Origin of the sequence: Corallococcus macrosporus (assembly GCF_017302985.1) — a bacterium.
GTDB lineage: Bacteria > Myxococcota > Myxococcia > Myxococcales > Myxococcaceae > Corallococcus > Corallococcus macrosporus_A.
Genome location: NZ_JAFIMU010000017.1, coordinates 151,971 through 170,229, shown reverse-complemented (window position 1 = coordinate 170,229; position 18,259 = coordinate 151,971). Strand labels below are relative to the sequence as shown.

18 protein-coding genes and 1 pseudogene are annotated in these 18,259 nt (G+C 69.5%); 13 read left to right on the top strand and 6 right to left on the bottom strand.

The annotated features are described in order from the left end of the window. Window positions 1-179: 179 nt before the first annotated feature. On the top strand, window positions 180-542 hold the full coding sequence (queF, locus tag JYK02_RS37080) for a preQ(1) synthase (RefSeq protein WP_207057682.1): 363 nt from the start codon (window positions 180-182) through the stop codon (window positions 540-542). 13 nt (window positions 543-555) lie between these two features. On the opposite strand, the gene JYK02_RS37075 is transcribed toward queF, so the two are convergent. Continuing rightward, window positions 556-1,569, bottom strand: a complete 1,014-nt coding sequence (locus JYK02_RS37075) for a serine/threonine-protein kinase (protein ID WP_242589653.1) — start codon at window positions 1,567-1,569, stop codon at window positions 556-558. Window positions 1,570-1,805: 236 nt separating this feature from the next. Here JYK02_RS37075 and JYK02_RS37070 point away from each other — a divergent pair, with 236 nt between their 5' ends. From JYK02_RS37070 to JYK02_RS37050, 5 genes are all read left to right on the top strand, one after another. After that, entirely contained in the window at window positions 1,806-2,600 is a 795-nt protein-coding gene (locus JYK02_RS37070) for a hypothetical protein (protein ID WP_207057680.1), read from the top strand. After that, the gene (locus JYK02_RS37065; RefSeq protein ID WP_207057679.1) at window positions 2,597-3,520 is read left to right on the top strand and encodes a DUF3396 domain-containing protein; all 924 of its coding nucleotides are present in this window, start codon (window positions 2,597-2,599) and stop codon (window positions 3,518-3,520) included. The genes JYK02_RS37070 and JYK02_RS37065 overlap by 4 nt, the downstream gene beginning before the upstream one ends. Window positions 3,521-3,606: 86 nt before the next feature. Next, window positions 3,607-4,194 (top strand): hypothetical protein, encoded by a 588-nt coding sequence (locus JYK02_RS37060; RefSeq protein ID WP_207057678.1) that lies wholly within the window; start codon window positions 3,607-3,609, stop codon window positions 4,192-4,194. A 120-nt stretch (window positions 4,195-4,314) separates the two neighbouring features. After that, window positions 4,315-5,835, top strand: a complete 1,521-nt coding sequence (locus JYK02_RS37055; RefSeq protein ID WP_207057677.1) for a Ppx/GppA phosphatase family protein — start codon at window positions 4,315-4,317, stop codon at window positions 5,833-5,835. 171 nt (window positions 5,836-6,006) lie between these two features. After that, a complete protein-coding gene (locus tag JYK02_RS37050; protein ID WP_207057676.1) occupies window positions 6,007-7,230 on the top strand; it encodes a zinc-dependent alcohol dehydrogenase in 1,224 nt (407 codons plus the stop codon). A gap of 6 nt (window positions 7,231-7,236) precedes the next feature. Here JYK02_RS37050 and JYK02_RS37045 read toward each other — a convergent pair whose 3' ends face one another. After that, the gene (locus JYK02_RS37045; protein ID WP_207057675.1) at window positions 7,237-8,259 is read right to left on the bottom strand and encodes an S-adenosylmethionine:tRNA ribosyltransferase-isomerase; all 1,023 of its coding nucleotides are present in this window, start codon (window positions 8,257-8,259) and stop codon (window positions 7,237-7,239) included. Then, on the bottom strand, window positions 8,256-8,978 hold the full coding sequence (locus JYK02_RS37040) for an SDR family NAD(P)-dependent oxidoreductase (protein ID WP_207057674.1): 723 nt from the start codon (window positions 8,976-8,978) through the stop codon (window positions 8,256-8,258). Before JYK02_RS37040 ends, JYK02_RS37045 begins: the two co-directional genes overlap by 4 nt. An 86-nt stretch (window positions 8,979-9,064) precedes the next feature. On the opposite strand from JYK02_RS37040, the gene JYK02_RS37035 reads away from it, so the two are divergent. Next, the gene (locus tag JYK02_RS37035; RefSeq protein WP_120525222.1) at window positions 9,065-9,622 is read left to right on the top strand and encodes a helix-turn-helix domain-containing protein; all 558 of its coding nucleotides are present in this window, start codon (window positions 9,065-9,067) and stop codon (window positions 9,620-9,622) included. A gap of 142 nt (window positions 9,623-9,764) precedes the next feature. Beyond that, a complete protein-coding gene (locus JYK02_RS37030; protein WP_207057673.1) occupies window positions 9,765-10,937 on the top strand; it encodes a serine/threonine-protein kinase in 1,173 nt (390 codons plus the stop codon). Between the two features lie 5 nt (window positions 10,938-10,942). Here JYK02_RS37030 and JYK02_RS37025 read toward each other — a convergent pair whose 3' ends face one another. Then, window positions 10,943-11,305, bottom strand: a complete 363-nt coding sequence (locus tag JYK02_RS37025) for a helix-turn-helix domain-containing protein (protein WP_207057672.1) — start codon at window positions 11,303-11,305, stop codon at window positions 10,943-10,945. Between the two features lie 93 nt (window positions 11,306-11,398). On the opposite strand from JYK02_RS37025, the gene JYK02_RS37020 reads away from it, so the two are divergent. The 4 genes and pseudogenes from JYK02_RS37020 to JYK02_RS37005 all read left to right on the top strand — a co-directional run bounded on the left by JYK02_RS37020 (window position 11,399) and on the right by JYK02_RS37005 (window position 14,817). Next, window positions 11,399-13,183 carry a protein kinase domain-containing protein gene (locus JYK02_RS37020; protein WP_207057671.1) on the top strand — a complete coding sequence of 595 codons (1,785 nt, stop codon included), beginning with the start codon at window positions 11,399-11,401 and terminating at the stop codon, window positions 13,181-13,183. A 26-nt stretch (window positions 13,184-13,209) separates the two neighbouring features. Next, window positions 13,210-14,121 (top strand): DUF2381 family protein, encoded by a 912-nt coding sequence (locus JYK02_RS37015; RefSeq protein WP_207057670.1) that lies wholly within the window; start codon window positions 13,210-13,212, stop codon window positions 14,119-14,121. Window positions 14,122-14,167: 46 nt separating this feature from the next. Beyond that, window positions 14,168-14,470, top strand: a pseudogene (locus JYK02_RS37010) (AHH domain-containing protein); the annotation flags it as partial. Beyond that, on the top strand, window positions 14,467-14,817 hold the full coding sequence (locus JYK02_RS37005; RefSeq protein WP_207057669.1) for a DUF2019 domain-containing protein: 351 nt from the start codon (window positions 14,467-14,469) through the stop codon (window positions 14,815-14,817). The pseudogene JYK02_RS37010 and the gene JYK02_RS37005, both read left to right, overlap by 4 nt. Before the next feature lie 13 nt (window positions 14,818-14,830). On the opposite strand, the gene JYK02_RS40650 is transcribed toward JYK02_RS37005, so the two are convergent. Further along, window positions 14,831-15,577: a hypothetical protein gene (locus tag JYK02_RS40650; RefSeq protein WP_207057668.1), complete on the bottom strand. Its 747-nt coding sequence runs from the start codon at window positions 15,575-15,577 to the stop codon at window positions 14,831-14,833. 172 nt (window positions 15,578-15,749) lie between these two features. Between JYK02_RS40650 and JYK02_RS36995 the strand changes: the two genes are divergently transcribed. Continuing rightward, window positions 15,750-17,270: a hypothetical protein gene (locus JYK02_RS36995; RefSeq protein ID WP_207057667.1), complete on the top strand. Its 1,521-nt coding sequence runs from the start codon at window positions 15,750-15,752 to the stop codon at window positions 17,268-17,270. Between the two features lie 71 nt (window positions 17,271-17,341). On the opposite strand, the gene JYK02_RS36990 is transcribed toward JYK02_RS36995, so the two are convergent. Then, window positions 17,342-18,046 (bottom strand): hypothetical protein, encoded by a 705-nt coding sequence (locus tag JYK02_RS36990; RefSeq protein WP_207057666.1) that lies wholly within the window; start codon window positions 18,044-18,046, stop codon window positions 17,342-17,344. Between the last annotated feature and the right edge of the window lie 213 nt (window positions 18,047-18,259).

The following is an 18,259-nucleotide window of genomic DNA, read 5'->3' as shown; positions in this document are numbered from 1 at the left end:
GGGTCGCCGGAGGGAGATAGGAATCCCCGGGCATGATCGCCAACCACCCCCGGGCGTTCTCCTGTCCTGGAGGGCCCTGGCACGTTGGAACCCGAACAGAGAGCCCCGGGCCGGGCAGCCAGGGAGGCGACATCCTGGAGGGCGGTGACACGCGCCGAACGTGTGCTACACGACAGCGCATGTCCTCCAAGCCGTCCAAGGAAATCCAGACGTTCCCCAACCCCGCCGCCGATCGCGACTACGAGATCGCCTTCGACGTGCCGGAGTTCACCTGCCTGTGCCCGCTCACCGGCCAGCCTGACTTCGCGCGCTTCACCATCAAGTACGTGCCGGATCAGCTGTGCGTGGAGCTCAAGAGCCTGAAGCTCTACATGTGGTCCTACCGCAACGAGGGCGCCTTCCACGAGAAGGTGACCAACACCATCGCGGACGACATCATCAAGGCCATCCAGCCGCGCAAGCTCACGGTGGTGGGTGACTTCTTCGTGCGCGGCGGCATCGGGACCATCGTCACCGTCACGCACGACAAGAAGAAGGCCTGAGGCCGTCAGGCGCTCAGCGGGTGAGCTGCTCCAGCAGCGGCGCCCACTGGGACTGGGACAGGTAGAGGCCGGTGCCGGCCGCGACCGCGCCCGCGGTGAGCGCGGCCAGGACCCACCGGCCCTTGCCGGGCGTGCGCGCGGGCTTCTTCGTGGCGAACACGTCGAGCACGCCCAGCTCCTGCTGGGTGAGGTGGGCCAGGGCCTCCGTCTCGGTGAGCTTCTCGCGGTAGCGCAGGAAGGCCACGAGCAGCGCGGGATGGGACACGCGCACCTCGTGGGCGAGGAACAGGTCCAGCTCGCGGCGCATGGCCGCGGCGTCCGGGAAGCGGGCCTCCGGCTTCACCGACAGCGCGCGCTTCACGATGCGCGCGAGCGGGGGCGGCACGTTCGGCGCCGCCTTCTGGAGCGGGATGAACTTGCCGTCGCGGATGCGGGCGAACACCTCGCCGGCCGTCTTGCCCACGAAGGGGCGCGTGCCGGAGAGGGCCTCATAGAGGAGCACGCCCAGGGAGAAGATGTCCGTGCGCGCGTCGATGGGCGCGCCGGTGACCTGCTCCGGGGACATGTACGACGGCGTGCCCACGGCCATGCCCTGCTGGGTGAGGGCTTCGAGGCTGACGTCCTTGGCGATGCCGAAGTCCATGAGCTTCACCTCACCGGACTTGGTGAGCATGACGTTCGCGGGCTTCAGGTCGCGGTGGATGATGCGGCGGAAGTGCGCGTGGTCGAGCGCGCTGGCGATGCGCGCGCCGATGACGGCGGCGACGTCCGGGGGGAGCGGGCCGTCCTTGATGAGGCCGTGGAGGGTGGGGCCGTCCACGTACTCCATGACCATGAAGAGGCTGTCGTTCTTCTCCACCAGGTCATAGAGGGTGACGATGTTCTGGTGGCGGAAGGCGGCGAGCGCGAGGGCCTCGCGGCGGAAGCGGGACAGGGCCTCCTGGTCGCGCTGGCCCTCGGGGAGCAGCTCCTTGATGGCGACCTCGCGCTGGAGCAGCTCATGCAGGCCGCGGTACACCAACGCCATGCCGCCCCGGCCCAGCTCGCCGAGCACGCGGCAGGCGCCAATCTTGCGGTGACGGATTCTCTCACTCTTCTCGGCGGCGGCGACGGTCACGGGACCGCAGGCTACCGATTCACGTCTCATGCGTCGATGGGCCCGCCGTGGCGGGGTGGGTTCGCACAGGTGTGATGGAAAGGCGCGGTGTCGCTGTCTCACGCCAGGGCGCCTACCTGCCGAGCGTGCACTGGCAGGATGGGGACATGGGGCTGCGACGCTGGACGCATGGACTGTGGGTGGTGCTGGGCGTGGGGCTGGGCGGCTGCGCCGGGCCCAGGCAGGGCACGTATGAGCAGCGGGGATTCGACACGCCATCGAACAGCTGCCGGACCCATCCGGCGCTGTGCATCGGGCCGGAGTCGGTGCTCCCGGGAGTGCGCGCGGCGGAGGTGGCGGTGGTGGTCGCCGGGGCCCGGGCGATGCTGGACGAGGACGCGAAGCGGTCGGTGGAGTCCGTGCTGAAGGAGTGCGCGGACCTGGCGCGGTCACAGGTGCTGCTGCGCTACCATGAGGGCAAGTTCCCGACGCCCGCGCAGTGCAAGGAACAGGTCTACAACGCGCAGAGTGAGTCCGTCAGTCGTGCCATCTGGCTGGGGAGCCAGATGCATGCCGTGGCGTTGGAGTGTGTCGAGCAGAAGTTCGACTCGATGATGCCGGGCCGTTTCAGCATCGAGCCGACCTACCGATTCGACCGGCGTACAGGTACCAGCACACTCATCAGCAAAGAAGAGGTTCAGTTGCTCAAGCAGCCCCGTTTCCGGCATGAACTGAAGGGCACGCTGACGCCAGATTTCGTCATCCACACAGGTGATCCGCTACAAGTCAGTGTGGTCTACGACTTCAAGTTCCCCTGTACGAACGTCTCGGAGCCACCTGACTGGCGCTCAGGAGGTTCTTCACTGAGCGGGCCTACCCAGAAAGAAAGCTATATGCAGGCATTCCGCCTGGGCACCAGGCAGGTTCTTCGCGTCGTCCCCAGACTTGGAATCTTCGAATGACGCAATCAATCCCACACATTCGCCTTCACGTGAACGGAGACTTCGACGAGAAGCTGCTTGTCGTGCGAGACGGACTCCAGATCTGCCTCTTCCTGCCGCAGGCACATGAAACATTAAAACCCCACGTCCAACGGGCTCTCGACATCTACCTCCATGCCATTGGACGGGAGTCCCTGAGTTTCTATGTGGACCCCGACGGTCAGTGGCAGTCCCTCGACGCGGCGGGATGGGATTTCATCCAACAGGAACTCCAGGAGGAGTTCGGCAGTCGGATCCACATGGTGGGGTCTTCCGCCCCAGGTGAATCCACGACGCGTCATCGATTCCGGTTCCAGTACGTGGGACGGCTCGAAGACTCCTACTGGCCGGGTTCCGTCAGCGCCCTGCTGATGACCTTCCCGACGAAGTTCCTGGAAGCACAGGGTCCCGAGCGTTTTCGAGCGCTGGCGCTTGAGATTGTGGGTTCACTTCCCTTCAGCTCAGGCCATGCAGGCCTTTCATTCAACGGCGTGCCCCAGGCATCTGTCGTCCGGGACGAGATGAAGGCACTGAGCTTCCGTTATCCGGCCATGGACGTGATCAGCCTGGAAGATGTGGCTCGGGAACTGGGCAGCCGTGTGCGCGCTCCGGCATGGATGAACTTCCTGGGCCCTCCAGTGCTCAGCGGGCTGGGAGGAACGGAAGCACTGCGCTCCAAGCTGCACTCGCTTGCAACCACCGTGCAGGCACTCGGACCGGACCGCGCTGTCGTCACGCTAGGGCCCTATCCGGAAGCCGGTGACACCGAACAAGGACAGACACTGCCGGCCTACCGGGAGCTCGCGCGCGTACTTGAACCCTGGCTGTACCAGTCGTCCGGAGTGGAGGACTCCGACCTCTTCTACTGCACACGCCGCTGGCAGCGCCGCTTCCTCGACTGAGCGCTCCGCCTCCTGTTCCCCTCCGCCCTGCACCGCTCCGTGCGCGTTCCCATGGTTCCTCCATCCAACGTGCCTGGGAGGACGCCATGACGGAACGGGACGCATACATCCAGAAGCTGGAGGCCGAGCAGCGTGAGGCGACCGCTCGCTTCCGCGAAATCGAAGCCCAGGCGGAGCTCGCCGACAACGAGGACGCGCTCGACGTCCTCACCGGCGCCCGCCAGTTCAACGACGACGTCAACCGCGAGCTCCAGGCGCTCCGCCGCGCCGACCAGCGCGACTGGGACCGCCTCAAGGCCGGCGTGGAGACGGCCCGCCACCGCCTGCACGAACACCTCGACCGCGCGGACACCCGCTGGAGCGACCTCCGCGCCGCGTACCGCCGTCAACGCGAGGCCGAGCTGATGGAGCTGGGCGCCCAGGTGGACCGCTGGGAGGCCGCCCGCAAGCGCGCCACCGCCGAGGACTCGCTGCTCACCCGCGAGGAGCTCGACTTCATCAAGCGCGGCCTGAAGAACGCCGGAGACCTCCTGAGGAACCTGCGCCTCGCCAACGGCCACGCCTGGAAGACCGTCCGCGCGCAGTACGAGGCCAACTGGCGCGAACTCATGGACCGCTCCCGCCGCATCCGCGCCGAAGGCGTCCTGGATGAGTACGGCGCCGCCCCCTCCTGAAACCCCATCTTCACCAACGCCACACGGCTGTCACACGGCTACGCTAGGAACCGCCCCCACTGAGGAGGGACACGGCCCGGAAGGACCGTGCCCCTCCCAGGCGTTTCCGCCCGCGAGCCCATGGCCCTTCCTGCCCGCCCGTCCCAGCCTCCCGTCCTCGCCGCCATCGATGTGGGCACCAACGCCGTGCGCCTGGAGCTGGCCCGCCCGGACGCCGAGGGCTCGCTCGAAACCCTCCACCAGGAGCGCGACCCCATCCGCCCCGGCGAGGGCGTCTTCACCACCGGCGAGATGCCCCTGGAGACGGCTGACCGCCTGCTGTCCACCCTGCGCCGCTACGCCGCCCTCTGCCGCCGTCACAAGGCCCAGGTGCGCGCCGTCGCCACCAGCGCCCTGCGCGAGGCCCGCAACCGCCAGGACATCGTGCGCCGCGTGCATGAGGAGGCCGGCCTGGAGCTGGAGGTCGTCAGCGGCAAGGAGGAGGCCCGCCTCATCTGCCTGGGCGTGCTGCACCGCAAGCCCGCCAACACCCGCTCGCTCCTCGTGGACATCGGCGGGGGCAGCACCGAGGTCGCCATCGCCACCGGCGAGAAGCCGGATGAGCTCTGGAGCCTCGCGCTGGGCTCCGTGCGCCTCACGGAGGTGTTCGACACCTCGCGCACCGTGACGCCCAAGCAGCTGCGGCTGATGCGCAGCTTCGTGGAGGAAACCCTCCACAAGACGCTCCCGGAGAAGCTCCCTGCCCTGCCCCGCGTGGCGCTGGGCTCGTCCGGCACCATCGGTGCCGTGGTGGGCTTCGCCGCCGTGGACAACGGAGGCAATGCCACCTTGCGCCAGCTCACCCAGACCGTGGAGACCCTGGCGAAGATGCCGCCGGAGCGCCGCCGCAAGCGCTTCGACCCGCGCCGCGCGGACATCATCGTCTCCGGCGCCGTCATCCTGGAGGGCGTCGCGCGCCACCTGGGCGTGGAGTCCGTCAGCATCGTCAACCGCGGCCTGCGCGACGGCGTCCTGGTGGACCTGCTCTACCGCCAGGACGAGTCCCGTGAGGACCACAGCCTCGCGGACGCGGCCATCGTCATGGGCCAGCGCTTCCGCTTCGATGAGAAGCACGCCCGCCAGGTGGCCCGCCTGTCCCTGGGCCTCTTCGACAGCCTGGCCGCGCTGCACCAGCTGCCCCTGTCCGTGCGCCCGCACCTGGAGGTCGCCGCGCTGCTGCACGACATCGGCACGGCGGTCAGCTACGAGCGCCACCACCGCCACACGTACTACCTCATCCACAACGCGGACATCCCGGGCCTCGCGGACCGCGAGCGCGAGATCATCGCGCGCGTCGCCCGCTACCACCGGCGCTCGCAGCCGGAGCTGTCCCACTCCGGCATGGCCGGGCTCACCCCGTCCGAAGCGCGACGCGTGCGCAAGCTGGCCACGCTGCTGCGCCTGGCGAACGCGCTGGACCACAGCCACCACCAGCCCATCCGCGACTTCAAGGTCACGGACGGCCGCGAGGCGGTGACGCTGCACCTGCACGCCCGCCAGCCCCTCGACCTGGAGCTGTGGAATGCCGAGCGCGAGGTCGCCGCCTTCCGCAAGGTGTTCGGAAAGCGGCTCGCCTTCCAGGTCCATTCCACCGGACGCTAGCGACACAGCGCTGCCTCCCCGCCCGCCCTCCGGGTGGGGGAGCACGGCGCCAGTCCTGCCCGGCTCCACCTCCGTGGCCAGTGTGCAGACGAATGGGTCCCGTGCGCTTGCGTGAAAAGCGCCGTGGGCCTTCACGTCTTTCAAGGCCCTGGCGGGGGCAAGGAGCGGAACATGAAGGCAGTCGTTTTCCACGGCATTGGGGACATCCGGCTGGACGACGTCGCGGATCCGAAGCTGAAGGAGCCCACGGACGCCATCATCAAGCTGACCGCCAGCGCCATCTGCGGCACGGACCTGCACATGATCCGCGGCACCATGCCCGGCATGAAGCCCGGCACCATCCTCGGCCACGAGGGCGTGGGCATCATCGAGCAACTGGGCAAGGACGTGCGCAACTTCAACGTGGGTGACCGCGTGGTCATCTGCTCCACCATCGGGTGCGGCAATTGTTCCTACTGCCGCGCGGGCTACTACGCCCAGTGCAACGACGCGAACCCCAACGGCCCCGACGCGGGCACCGCCTTCTTCGGCGGCCCGGCGATGACGGGCCCCTTCGACGGCATGCAGGCGGAGAAGGCGCGCATCCCCTTCGCGGCCGTCACCATGGTGAAGGTGCCCGACGGCGTCACCGACGACCAGGCCATCCTCGTCTCCGACATCTTCCCCACGGGCTACTTCGGCGCGGAGATGGCGGAAATCAAACCCGGTGACACCGTGGCGGTGTTCGGCTGCGGGCCGGTGGGCCTGTTCGCCATCGTGAGCGCGAAGCTGATGGGCGCGGGCCGCATCTTCGCCATCGACAGCCACGAGGACCGGCTGGCGCTGGCGAAGGCGCAGGGCGCGGAAGTCATCAACTTCGAGGAGGAGGATCCGGTGGAGACGCTCAAGCGCTTCACCGGTGGCATCGGCGTGGACCGCGCCATCGACGCGGTGGGCGTGGACGCGCAGCACGCGCACCACGGCCCGGCCGCCAAGAAGGCCAAGGCGGAGAAGCCCGAGTTCAAGCGCGAGGTGGAGATGGTCGCGCCCAAGCAGAAGCCGGATGGCGACAACTGGGTGCCCGGCGACGGGCCGTCCCAGGCCGCGCAGTGGGCGGTGCAGGGGCTGGCCAAGGCCGGCACGCTGTCCATCATCGGCGTGTATCCGCAGACGATGAACGCGTTCCCCATTGGCGAGGCGATGAACAAGAACCTCACCCTGCGCATGGGCAACTGCAACCACCGCAAGTACATCCCGAAGCTGCTGGAGCTGGTGCGCTCCGGCACCGTAGACCCCACGGCCATCCTGAGCCACGTGAAGTCCATGGCCTCCGCCATCGACGCGTACCGCAACTTCGACCTGCGCAAGCCGGGCTGGGTGAAGGTGGAGCTGGAGCCGGGCGTCACGCTCCAGTGACGCGCGTCACGAATCCAGGATGAGGCACGTGTCGCCGAACTCGTGCCCCAGGTAGCCCGCGCCCTCCGCGTGCGCCGAGGCCCGCTGCAACAGCGGCAGCGGCGCGAAGGCCTGGAGCAGCGCATGGTGGCTGCTCCCCGGGTCGTGCACGCCGGTGAGCAGCCCGTGCACCACCCGGGGCACGTAGCCGGGCCCGAGCAGCAGGTCCGTCACGGCCTCGCCCGGCACCAGCGCTCCGTGCTGCGTCGCGCGTCCTTCGAGCGCGCGCACCACGGTGGTGCCCACCGCCACCACGCGTCCGCCCTTCGCCCGCGTCTCCTCCACCAGCGCCACGGTGCGCTCGGGGATGTCGGAACGCTCGGGCCGGGGCAGGACGGCGTCCAGCGCCGCGTCCCCCGTGGAGGAGAGCCCCGCCGCGTGCGTGAGCGACGCCCAGCGCACGCCGCGAGCCTTCATTCGCAGGAGCACGGACGCGGTGAGGGGCAGGCCCGCCGACGGCATCTCCGCGGCCCATGGCCGTGAGGCGTAGAGCGTCTGCACGTGCCACAGCGCCAGCGGCCCCGCCGTGTACGCGTACTGCACCGGACGGCCCGCCGTGTAGAGCGCCTGCCAGAGCGCCGCGCCGCTCAGGTCGAAGGCCACGCGCAGGAGCCGGGGGGATGGAGGCAGCACCTCCACCACGCGCGCGGCGAGCCCGCCGACGTCCAGGCGTGCGCCCACGGGAAGCTCGGGCGGTGGGGGCCGGTCCTCGGTGCGCCGGCGCCAGTCTCCCGCGCCGAAGAGGACGGCGGTCCAGGTGTCGTCCGGTTCGTGGGAGAGCAATCGCAGCTCGATGGGCGCGCCCGCGCCGGTGCGGCCCGTGAGCGAGCCGGGCAGCGTGGCCGCGTCGTTCATCACCAGCAGGTCGCCTTCGCGCAGCAACTGCGGCAACTCCGAGGCGACGGTGTCGGTGAAGCGTTCCTGGCGGGGCTCGACGTGCAGGAGCCTCGCGGTGTCGGGACGGTCCCGGGGCCAGCGGGCGGCGTTCATGCGGCCTCCCACTTCGCGACCTCGAAGCGCTGACCGGAGGCGGTGTCGCGGGCCTCCACGAGCGCGAGGATGCGCGCGGCCACGTCCTCCGGCTTCGCCAGCGTCGCGGGGTCGGCGTCGGGGAGCGCGTCGGCGTGCATGCGCGTGTCCATGTCCCCGGGGTCCACGGTGAGCAGGCGCACGCCGCTGCCCTCGAACTCCGAGGCCCAGATGCGCGTCAGGTGCTCCAGCGCGGCCTTCGACACGCTGTAGGCGCCCCAGCGGGGATACGCGGACACGGCGGCGTCGGAGGTGATGTTGAGGATGAGCCCTCGGCCCCGGACGACCATGCTGCCCGCCACGGCCTTCGTCAGCCGGAAGGGCCCGAGCAGGTTGACCTCCAGCACCTGCGACACGTCCTCGCACGCCGTGTCCAGCAGGAGCGGGAGCGGCGTGGGGCCCAGGGTGCTGGCGTTGTTGACGAGCACGTCCACCGGGCCCACCAGCGCGGTGGCCGCGCCCACCAGCGGGTAGATGGCCTGCTTGTCGCCTACGTCGAACGCGAGCCCGTGCACCGCCAGCCCCCGCGCCTTCAGCGGCGCCACCGCCGCGTCCAGCGCCTTCGCGTCGCGAGCGACGCCCACCACCCGGGCGCCCCGCCGGGCGAAGGCCTCCATCAGGGCCCGGCCGAGTCCCCGGCTCGCGCCTGTCACCAGTACCGCCTGGTTCCGCATGTCCATGGCTTTGCTCCTCCTTGAGGACAGGGATAGCGGATGGGCTCCGAGGCGATGGCAGGGACGACAACGCATTGGCAGAATGCCAGCGCATGAGCGAAGAGGACCTTCCGGGCAGGCTGGCGCGCAACCTGCGGACCCTGCGGGAGACGCGAGGGGCCACGCAGGTGCAGCTGGCGAAGCTGGCGGGCGTGCCCCGGGCCACCTGGGCGCATCTGGAGTCAGGCGCGGCGAACCCGACGCTGTCGGTACTGCACCGGGTGGCGGGGGCGCTGCAGGTGTCGCTGGAGGAGCTGCTGGCCCGGCCCAAGGCGAGCGCCCGGCACTACCGGCGAGACAGCCTGCCCGTGCGACAGAGGGGCGCGGCGTTCCTGAGAAAGCTCCTGCCGGATCCGCTGCCGGGCATGGAGTTCGACCGGCTGGAGCTGCCAGCGAGGGCGCGCATCACGGGAGTGCCCCACACCCCCGGCACGCGCGAGTACCTGGCCTGCGAGTCCGGAACCCTGGCGCTGGTGGCCAGCGGCGAGCGCTTCGTGCTGGAGGCGGGAGACGTCGTCGTCTTCCGGGGGGACCAGAAGCACTCGTACGAGAACCCCGGCGCACGCACGGCGGTGGGCTACTCCGTCGTGCTGCTCGCGCCGTCGCTCTAGCTGGGGTGGATGGAGCCCAGACATCCCACGGCCATCACTCGCGGGCTTTACCTTTAAGGTTCTACAAATATGGACTTTTCAGGTACACCATGCCCAGACTCCGGATGGCGCCGTCGCGCTGAACCCTGGCCCCCGAGGAGTCATGTCCACGTCCACCCCTGTCGGCGGGTCGGTGCTCCTTCGGCCTGCATCGCGTCTCGGCGCCTTCCTGCCCACGCCTGGCCAGCCCCGGCCGCTCTTCACCATCGATGGCATTCGCTACGAGGCCATTCGCGAGCTGGTGCGGATGCAGACGGGGGAAGTGCTGATGCTCGCCCGTCGTCATCCGGAGCGCGGGGGCACCCTGCCTGGACTCTGTTTCGTGCGGCGGCTGGCCAACCCCTCCACCACGCTGCGCCGCACGCGCCTGGGAGAGGAGATCCAGCTGGCCTTCCGCCTCCGTCACCCCGCCATCGCCCAGGTGTTCCACCGCAAGGTGCACCGGGACGCGCTGCACGTGGTCATGGAGTACGTGGACGGCCCCTCACTGGAGACGCTGGTGAGCGCGAGCGTGGCGCGCGGCCAGCCCGTCTCCGAGGCCTTCGCCCTCTACGTGGGAGCGGAGCTCGCCGAAGCGCTGCACCATGCGCACACGCTGACGGATGATGCGGGCAAGCCCCTTGGAATCATCCACCGCGATGTGAACCCCCGCCACGTCTACGTGGGCTCGCACGGCGAGGTGAAGCTCATGAACTTCGGCGCGGCCTACTCGCTGGTGATTGAACGCGAGGAATCGCCCGCGAGCCTCGTCCGGGGCGACGTGGCCTATGCCTCACCCGAGTACCTGGAGCGCCTACCACTGACGCCGCGCTCCGACGTCTTCAGCCTGGGCGTGCTGCTGGTGGAGCTATTCACCAGCAAGCATCCCTTCGACGTGCAGGACGTGCCCCGGCCAACCCTCGGCCTGAGCCCGCTGCGGGTGGAGGTCCTTCCCTCGCTCCCGCTGACGCAGATGCGGGTGCTGCTGGCCCGCTTCGGGCCCGCGGAGATCGAGGCGGCGATGGAGCGGCTCTCGCCGGACGTGAAGCAACTGCTGCACGCGGCCCTTCGCTCCGAACCCGAGGACCGGTTCGCCACGGCGGCGGACCTGCGTGACGCCCTTCGCGCGGCGCTCGTCAGGCGGCACCCGGGCTATGGACGCCAGGAGGCCGCCAACGAAGCCGCGCGGCTGCTGGCGGAAGGCAGCGTGCTCCGGGACGTGGTGGAGTTTGGCGAGGGCGGCCTCTTCCCGGAGGGACTGGAGGAACACGAACTGGAGGGCCTGGAGAAGAAGTAGCGCCTTCAGCGCGCCAGCACGGAAGCGACGTGCAGCAGGGCGTCCAGCTTCTCCGCGTCCAGCTTGCGCGCCAGGTGCAGAAGGCGCCGCAACTCTGGCGCGTCGCTGTCTTCCCGGGGCGAGGGCTTCCGGCCCTTGCGCACGGTCCCCTCCGGCGTCAGACCCAGCATCGTTTCTGGGGAGACGCGCAGCTCCTGGCAGAGGCGGTAGAGGGACGGGACGCTGGGCAACATCTTGCCGCGCTCCAGGCGGCTGTAGACGGGGTGCACCAGTCCAATGCGCTCGGCGACTTCGGCCTGCGTCAGTCCCAGGTGCTCGCGGGCGGCGCGCGCCGCCGTGCCAATGGTGATGCCGAGTTCTTCATTCATGGAGGGCGCGCAGCGTATCCGAGATGTCCGCCCCGGGCCCCCGCTGGGAGGAGACGGCATGCGAGTGCCACGGGAACCTGAAGGGAGCACACCGTGAGGCCACCTCCCGCCATCCTGGTGCCCGGGGCCGAGGTGCTGGGCTACACGGTAGAGCGCCAGCTGGGACAGGGCGGCTTCGGCACGGTGTATCTCGCACGCAACGCGGGACAGTCCTTCGCGCTGAAGCTGTTGCACCTGCCGCGCGTCGGGGCGCGGGTGGAGCGCGAGGTCTCCATCCTCTTGAAGCTGCGTCACCCCCACGTCGTGGGACTTCAGGGCTACGGGTTGTGGCCACCGGGTGAGCCGCGCTTCGCGGTCATCGTCATGGAGTACGTGGACGGACGCCGGTTGGACGTCTGGGCCGACGAGAAGAACCCGTCCGCGAGGCAGGTGGCGCGGGTGCTGCTGGACGTGGCGCGGGCGCTGGCCGCGACGCACTCAGCGGGGGTGCTCCACCGGGACGTGAAGGAGGCCAACGTCATGGTGCGAGCCTCGGACGGCCTGGCCAAGCTGGTGGACTTCGGGATTGGCGACTACGCGGGCGCGCGTGACGTGACGGCGGACATCCTCCCGCCCGGGACGCCGGAGTACCGTGCGCCCGAAGCGTGGCGGTACTTCCGGCAGCACGCGCGAAGCCCCGGGGCCCGCTACGTGGCGAGCGCGCCGGATGACCTGTGGGCTCTGGGCGTCGTCCTCTACTGGCTGCTCACGGGGCGCAAGCCGTTCGATGGCGAGGACGATGCGGCGTTCATCGAGGCCGTGCTCACCCGGACGCCCGCGCCACCGTGCGAAGAGAACGAGCGCGTGCCACGAGCGTTGAGCGACGTGTGCATGGGGCTCCTGGAAAAGACGCCCGAGGCGCGCACGCCGGATGCGCTCGCAGTCATCGCCGCGCTGGAGGAGGCGCTGCGGGGCGCGGACGCGGCGTGGGACGTGCCGCTGTGCGATGCGTTCGGCGAGGACACCGCGACGACGGAGGGTCAGCAGGACAGCTTCGAGAAGTGGCTGAACCTGCCGAGGCACCGGCCCCGGAGGGGTGCGCGTGCGGAGCCGTCGCAGGCGGAAGCGCCGACGACGCGGGTGAAGCCACGGCGCTCCTTCCGGGCGCGGACGGTGATCATGAGGGCCCTGGCGCTGGTCGCGGTGGCTGCGCTGCTGCTCGTGACGGCGCGATCTCCAGGGACGGCCACGCTTCGTCAGGAAGTAGCGCCCACTGACAAGTCATCCCAATCTGACCGGGCCGCGGTTCCCAGCGGGCCAGAGGCCACCGCCGCGGCCGTCGCCCTTCCCGCGACGCACCAGGAGGTCGCAGCCACCGTGACGACGCAGACGCCAGAAACTCCCTCCTCGAAGCCAGCGAAGAAGGCCCGGAGCGTCCTGACCCGTGCGGCGGTCACCGCGGCCTGCACGGCGCTGCTGGGATGCCCCGGCCCGCAGCTGCGCCCTCCCCCGCCGCCCGAGCCCTGCCCTATTGGAGCGGTGAAGGCCATGGAGGCACGGGGAATCGAAATAGGGGACAAATACGTAGCGATCTTCGAGCGCTCGCGACCGCGCATCATCTCGGTGTCTGAAGGCCCCGCCCAATTTCTCCTGGGAGAGACGGTGGGAGACCTGCCGGGCGGTACTACGGCCCTGTCTGGCCGGCTCATTGTGAGAGACCGCGTCTATGGGCGCCTGACGTGGGCGGTGACCCCGCAAGGCGACAGCTTTCCCGTGTGCCTAGAGGTCTTCACAGAGGGGGGAGGCCGGGGCATGGAGAGGGAGCCTGGAGACGACTCACCGTCGAGCGCCCGGGTCTTCTCCACGGTGCGCGTGAAGGCAGTGCAGGAGTTCGAGTAGCAGGCTTGCCTGGGAGACGCCGCCAAGTGCCCTCTTCATCCACGGTTGTCCTCCTGGGACTCCTGTTCGCGAGCGCGGCCGCATTCGCACAATCCGAGAGCCCGGCCTCGGTGCCGGGCGCCCGGCGCATCGAACTGCCGCCAGACGGGAGTCCATCCAGCGCGGAAGTCGCGGTCAGTGCAGGTCTCTCCACGGGGCTCTATTTCGACTCGGACCTGATGCGTGACGGCATCGAACTGGAAGGACGAGAGCGCTTCTCGCTGGTGGACATCGGTCAGGCCACCCTCCGCCTGGTTCCGTCTTCACGTGTGACCCCTGGCGAGCACTTCCGGCTCGTCGTGCGCTTCAGGGATGGCGCGGCCCCCGTCAGTGCTTCCTTTCTCCTCCGGGTGCATCCCGCGAAGGCGGACCCCCTCGTCGAAGTCTTTCGCGGGAAGCGGACAATCGAGACCTATCAACAAGAGGCCCGGGAACTCCGTGCGGAGCTGGAGCGCTGCCGGGAAGAGAACTCACGGTTGGTCGCCGAGCATGAAGCCCCAGCCGGACTGGCGGGGCTCCTCTCCACCGGAACCCTGGATGAGAACGGTGTGTCGGGGAGCGTCGTGACCAAGGACATCCTTCCGTCTTCTGGAAATGCCCTGGAGGCGACCTCCGTCACCACCTACCGCGCCAAGAAGGCGGTTGCCGTCGTGGTCAATCTGGTGACGAAGGCGGGTGCGCGGCCCTGGAGCCCGAAGGGGGCGACACTTCGAGGCAAGAGCGGAGCGGAGTTGAAGGTGCTTCGCATCTGGCAGCAGCCATCCAGTCCCTTGGCTGCGGCCCGAAGCATCGTGGTCGAGACCGAGGCTCCGAAGGCGGGGATTCAGGGCCCGTACTCCCTCAAACTCTGGGAGGACGGACCGCGCACCGTCACGCTGGGCAACGTGACGTTCCCATAGCCACTGCCGCACCGTGGCCTTCCGGTGTCACGGGCATGTCAGACATGCGTCCTTCAAGCGGGCCATGGGACCGGCGGGGAATGGAAAGGAGTGGCACCACATCGTGGAGCAGACCGACGGAAACGTGGCGCGCTTCGGGCCTCAGGCACTCCACAACACGGAGAACGTCATCCCGCTCGACAAGGAACTGCATGCCCGCATCAGTGCGTTCTACTCTTCGAAGAGCCTCCGGATGACAGGATCCGACAGCCTCACCGTGCGACAGTGGCTGAGTGCTCAGCCATATGCTGCTCAGAGGGAGTTCGGATTGATGATCATCAACGATACAAAGAATGGAATCTGGCCATGACAACTGAAGAAATTGTCGAGGAGTTCGCACAGGACGTGGCCGCCCAAACTGACGCCATCTGGCGAGGTGACGCGAAGACCGGAAACAAGCATGCTGATCGATACATCGCGGCGTTCAAGAAACTACGTTCCCTTGGGGATCCTGGGCGTGAAGCATTGGCGGTACTGCTGACGCATCCTCGGATGGACGTTCGGACCACTGCCGCGACCTGCCTGCTTCGTTACAAGACCGCGGAGGCTCGGGCGGTTCTTGAAGAAGCGGCGAAAGGCACAGGGCTGATTCCCTTCGAGGCGCGGCAAGCGCTGAAACGTTGGGAAGAAGGGACCTGGTCCCTGGACCCAGCTTGAGACAAGCCGTCCGCTACGCCCCACCGCCCTGCCAGATCAGCATCCCCATCACGCCCACGTCGCGCTCACCGCCCGCGTGCAGCCTCCAGGGCACCGCCACTCCGAACTCCAGGGACTTCATGGGGTGCGCCATCAGGCCCGGGGACAGGAGCAGGGTGGAGGTGCCGTCCTCGTCCCTCCAGCCGGCCTCCACCATGGGCCGCAGCGGGCCCAGGGCCAGCACCGCTCCCGCCGCGAAGTCGGGATGGAGCTCGCTCTCCAGCCCGCGCACTCCCGGCAGCTCCTCCGCCTTGAGCTGGACGTTGAGGCCCACCGGGCCCACGTCCTGATACGCCAGCAGGTATGGCTCGAAGCCCGGGCGGAAGCGGTCGTCCCGGATGTCTCGCGTGGCCTCCAGGTCCATGCCCAGGCTCAGCGTGAAGCCGCGCCGCTTGTCATTGATCAGCGCCAGCCCGATGCCCGCCTCCGCCGTGTCCAGCCCTCGCGGATCCTCCGGCGTCGTCAGCGCCACCTGCGCCTCCAGCTGGATCCGGTCGCTGATTCCGTACTCGCCGAGCACCGGCACCTCGAAGCGCGTCTCGCCCTCCTGCCGCGTCCACTCCAGCCCCGTGCCCAGCTGCACCTCGCCGCGCTGCTGCGGGGGCGCTCCGTCTCCCAGGAAGAACTCCTGTACCCGCCCCTCCACCCCTTCCTCCGCGACCGCTGGCACCGCGAAGAGCCCCACCAGTCCCACCGTGACGAGCTGCCGTACGTTCGCCATGCCAGCAGGGTGGACACGGGTCCGATGCGCCGGGGCCTTCCCACCGTGCCGCCCACCGCTCGTCCGCCCCCCTGCTTCCTGGGAACAAACCTCTCCGGCGCTCCGAGTGGAGGCTTGCATCACCGTGCGTGAGGGTGGCAAAGCCTGCGAGCCCATTCCTTCGAAAGCGACCATGCCCCTCAAGCCCCTCCCCTTCGCGCGACACGCCCTGGCCTTCCTGGCCCTGGGCCTCACCGCCTGCGGCGGCAAGGACGTGCGCCCCGGCGATGAGAACCCCAACCCCGTCACCGACCCCTGCGCGGAGAGCACCACCGCGGATCCGGCCAGCGGCACCTGCGCCCCGCTGCGGCTGCAGTGCGCGAAGGACCTGAGCGGCTTCAAGACGGACCGCTACGTGTGGCGCGACCGCGACTGCCGCGTGCGCTCCGTGTCGCTCGTGCGCAACGACGCCGCGGACCCCGCGGGCTGGAACGGCGGCTACATCCGCCGCTACACCTACGAGGTCGCGGGCGCCGAGCGCGTCTGCGACGGCCAGAACCCGCAGGTCCCCGGCTGGGGCATGGTGACCAGCCACCTGAAGGACGGCGCGACGTGGGGAGCGTGGACGCAGGACGTGCGCGGCACCGGCCGCTTCGTCTTCAAGGGCGCGCACCACGCGCTGCACGAATTGAAGTGGCCGCTGTCGCTGGACGGCCACGTGGTGCAGGTCACCGTGCAGTACCTCTTCGCCACCGGCCGGGACCACCCGCTGTATGCCATCACCCACGACGCGTCCGGCTTCCCCGCGAACCAGATTGAAGCCGACGTGCGCTCGCCCTACGGCGACCTGGGCTTCGACGGCAGCGCCAACGCGGACATCGCCGGCCTGGGCTGGGGCGACCGCTACCGCTTCGTCACGCTGTCCTCCCCCGTGACGATGGGCACCGGCTGGGACTACCGCGAGCCCAACGTCGTCCCCTACACGCGCATGTGGACCGCCGCGCCGGACGCGGAGATGGGCGCGGTGCAGACCCAGACGTGGGAGCAGAAGCCCGCGGGCGGCTACTGGCTCTATCCCGAGTGGGGCACCCGCCACGCCGACGGCCCCATGCCCGTGGACTACAACTGGGCCTACCAGCTCAACCAGTACGAGCTGCCCTCCGTCACCCACTCACACCGGCTCGCGTGGGGCAGCAACTTCGGCGCGGTGGGCCTGTCGCAGTACCCCCGCCTGGGCGACGACGGCGTGATGCTCTCCGGCCACCCCTACCAGAGCTACTCCGTCTTCATGGTGCTGGGCACGCACGCGGCGAACCCGGTGCTGTCGCTCGTGTCGGAGGTGGAGGCCTGGCAGGGCGTGAAGCTCACCGCCTCCGAGGGCACCGTGCGCACGCGCGGCCCCGGCGGCGTGGGCCGCACGGACACCGTCCCGTATGACGTGGCCGGCTACAACCCCGTCTACGCCACGTGGGAAGCGGACGCCGCCTCCAACCGCGTGACGCTGACGTTCGACACCTCGGGCCGCACGCTCGCGCGCCCGATGCTGGTGGTGCACGGCTACACCGCCACCACCGCGCCGGCGGCCGTCACCCTGGATGGACAGCCCCTCACCGCGGACACGGACTACTTCGCGTCCGTGGACACGGCGGGCAAGGCGCTCTGGCTCACGCTCCAGCGGGACCTGAAGGGCGCCGCCACGCTGAAGGTGCAGTAGGCCGCACGCGCGAAGGACAGGCCCCTGGCACCCTCGCGAGTGCCCGGGGCCGCCTGTTCACGCGGGGAGCATCAGTCCGCGTCGCCGCTGCCGCCGTAGCCCTGCGGGGCCTGCGAGCGCAGCCGCTGCCACTGGGCGCGGGCGTCCTGCTCCACGCGCTTCTGCTCGTCCACCTTGCGCCGGGCGTCCTCCACCCCGCGCTTGGCCTCCGCGACGGCGGACATGTAGTTCGCCTCGGACATCTCCTTGGCGCGCACGTCGCCGCTCTTCTCCAGCGCCTTGTACTGGGCCAAGTTGAGCTCCGCGTCCGCCACCTTCAGCTCCGCGTCGCGCAGGTCCTTCTCCGCCTTGGCGGTGTCCGTCTTGCGCTCGTGCCAGGACACCTCGGCGTCGGCGGCGGCGCGGCCGGCCTGGGCGCCCTCGAGCTTGGACTTCGCCTGCGCGATGGGGCTCTGCTGGCCGGTGGCCTCGGCGGCCTTCACCGCGGCCCTCTCCGCCTCCATGCGGCTCTCGGCGGCGTCGCCGTTGCGGCGGGCCACCTCGGCGGCGCGCTCGGCGTCGCGCACGGCCACCTCGGCGCGCGTCACGTTGTCAGCGGCCTTCGTGCGGGCCAGCTGCGCGTCACGCACCTCGCCGAGCTGATCCTCGGGGATGCGCGCCATCATCGCGTCGTCCACGCGCGTGGCCTTCGAGCTGCTGCATCCGGCGAGGAACGTCATGGACGCCCCCAACGCCAGGCCCACCACCCAGTGACGCTTCGTCCTGTTCTGGAACATGCTCTCGATCCCCCGTCCAAAGATGACTGGGGAAGAACCTAGACACGCCCCGCCCGCGCGACAGGCGTCACGGACGCCGCCGTTCCCCCTAGAATCCCACCGGTTCCGGGCTGGCCGAAGAGCAGGCAGGCGCTGACCCTTTTCCGCTTCGCGCCGTTGCCCTCCAGGACTTTCGTCACGGGAAATGTCCCAACCCGCACGGGGTGCGTGTCT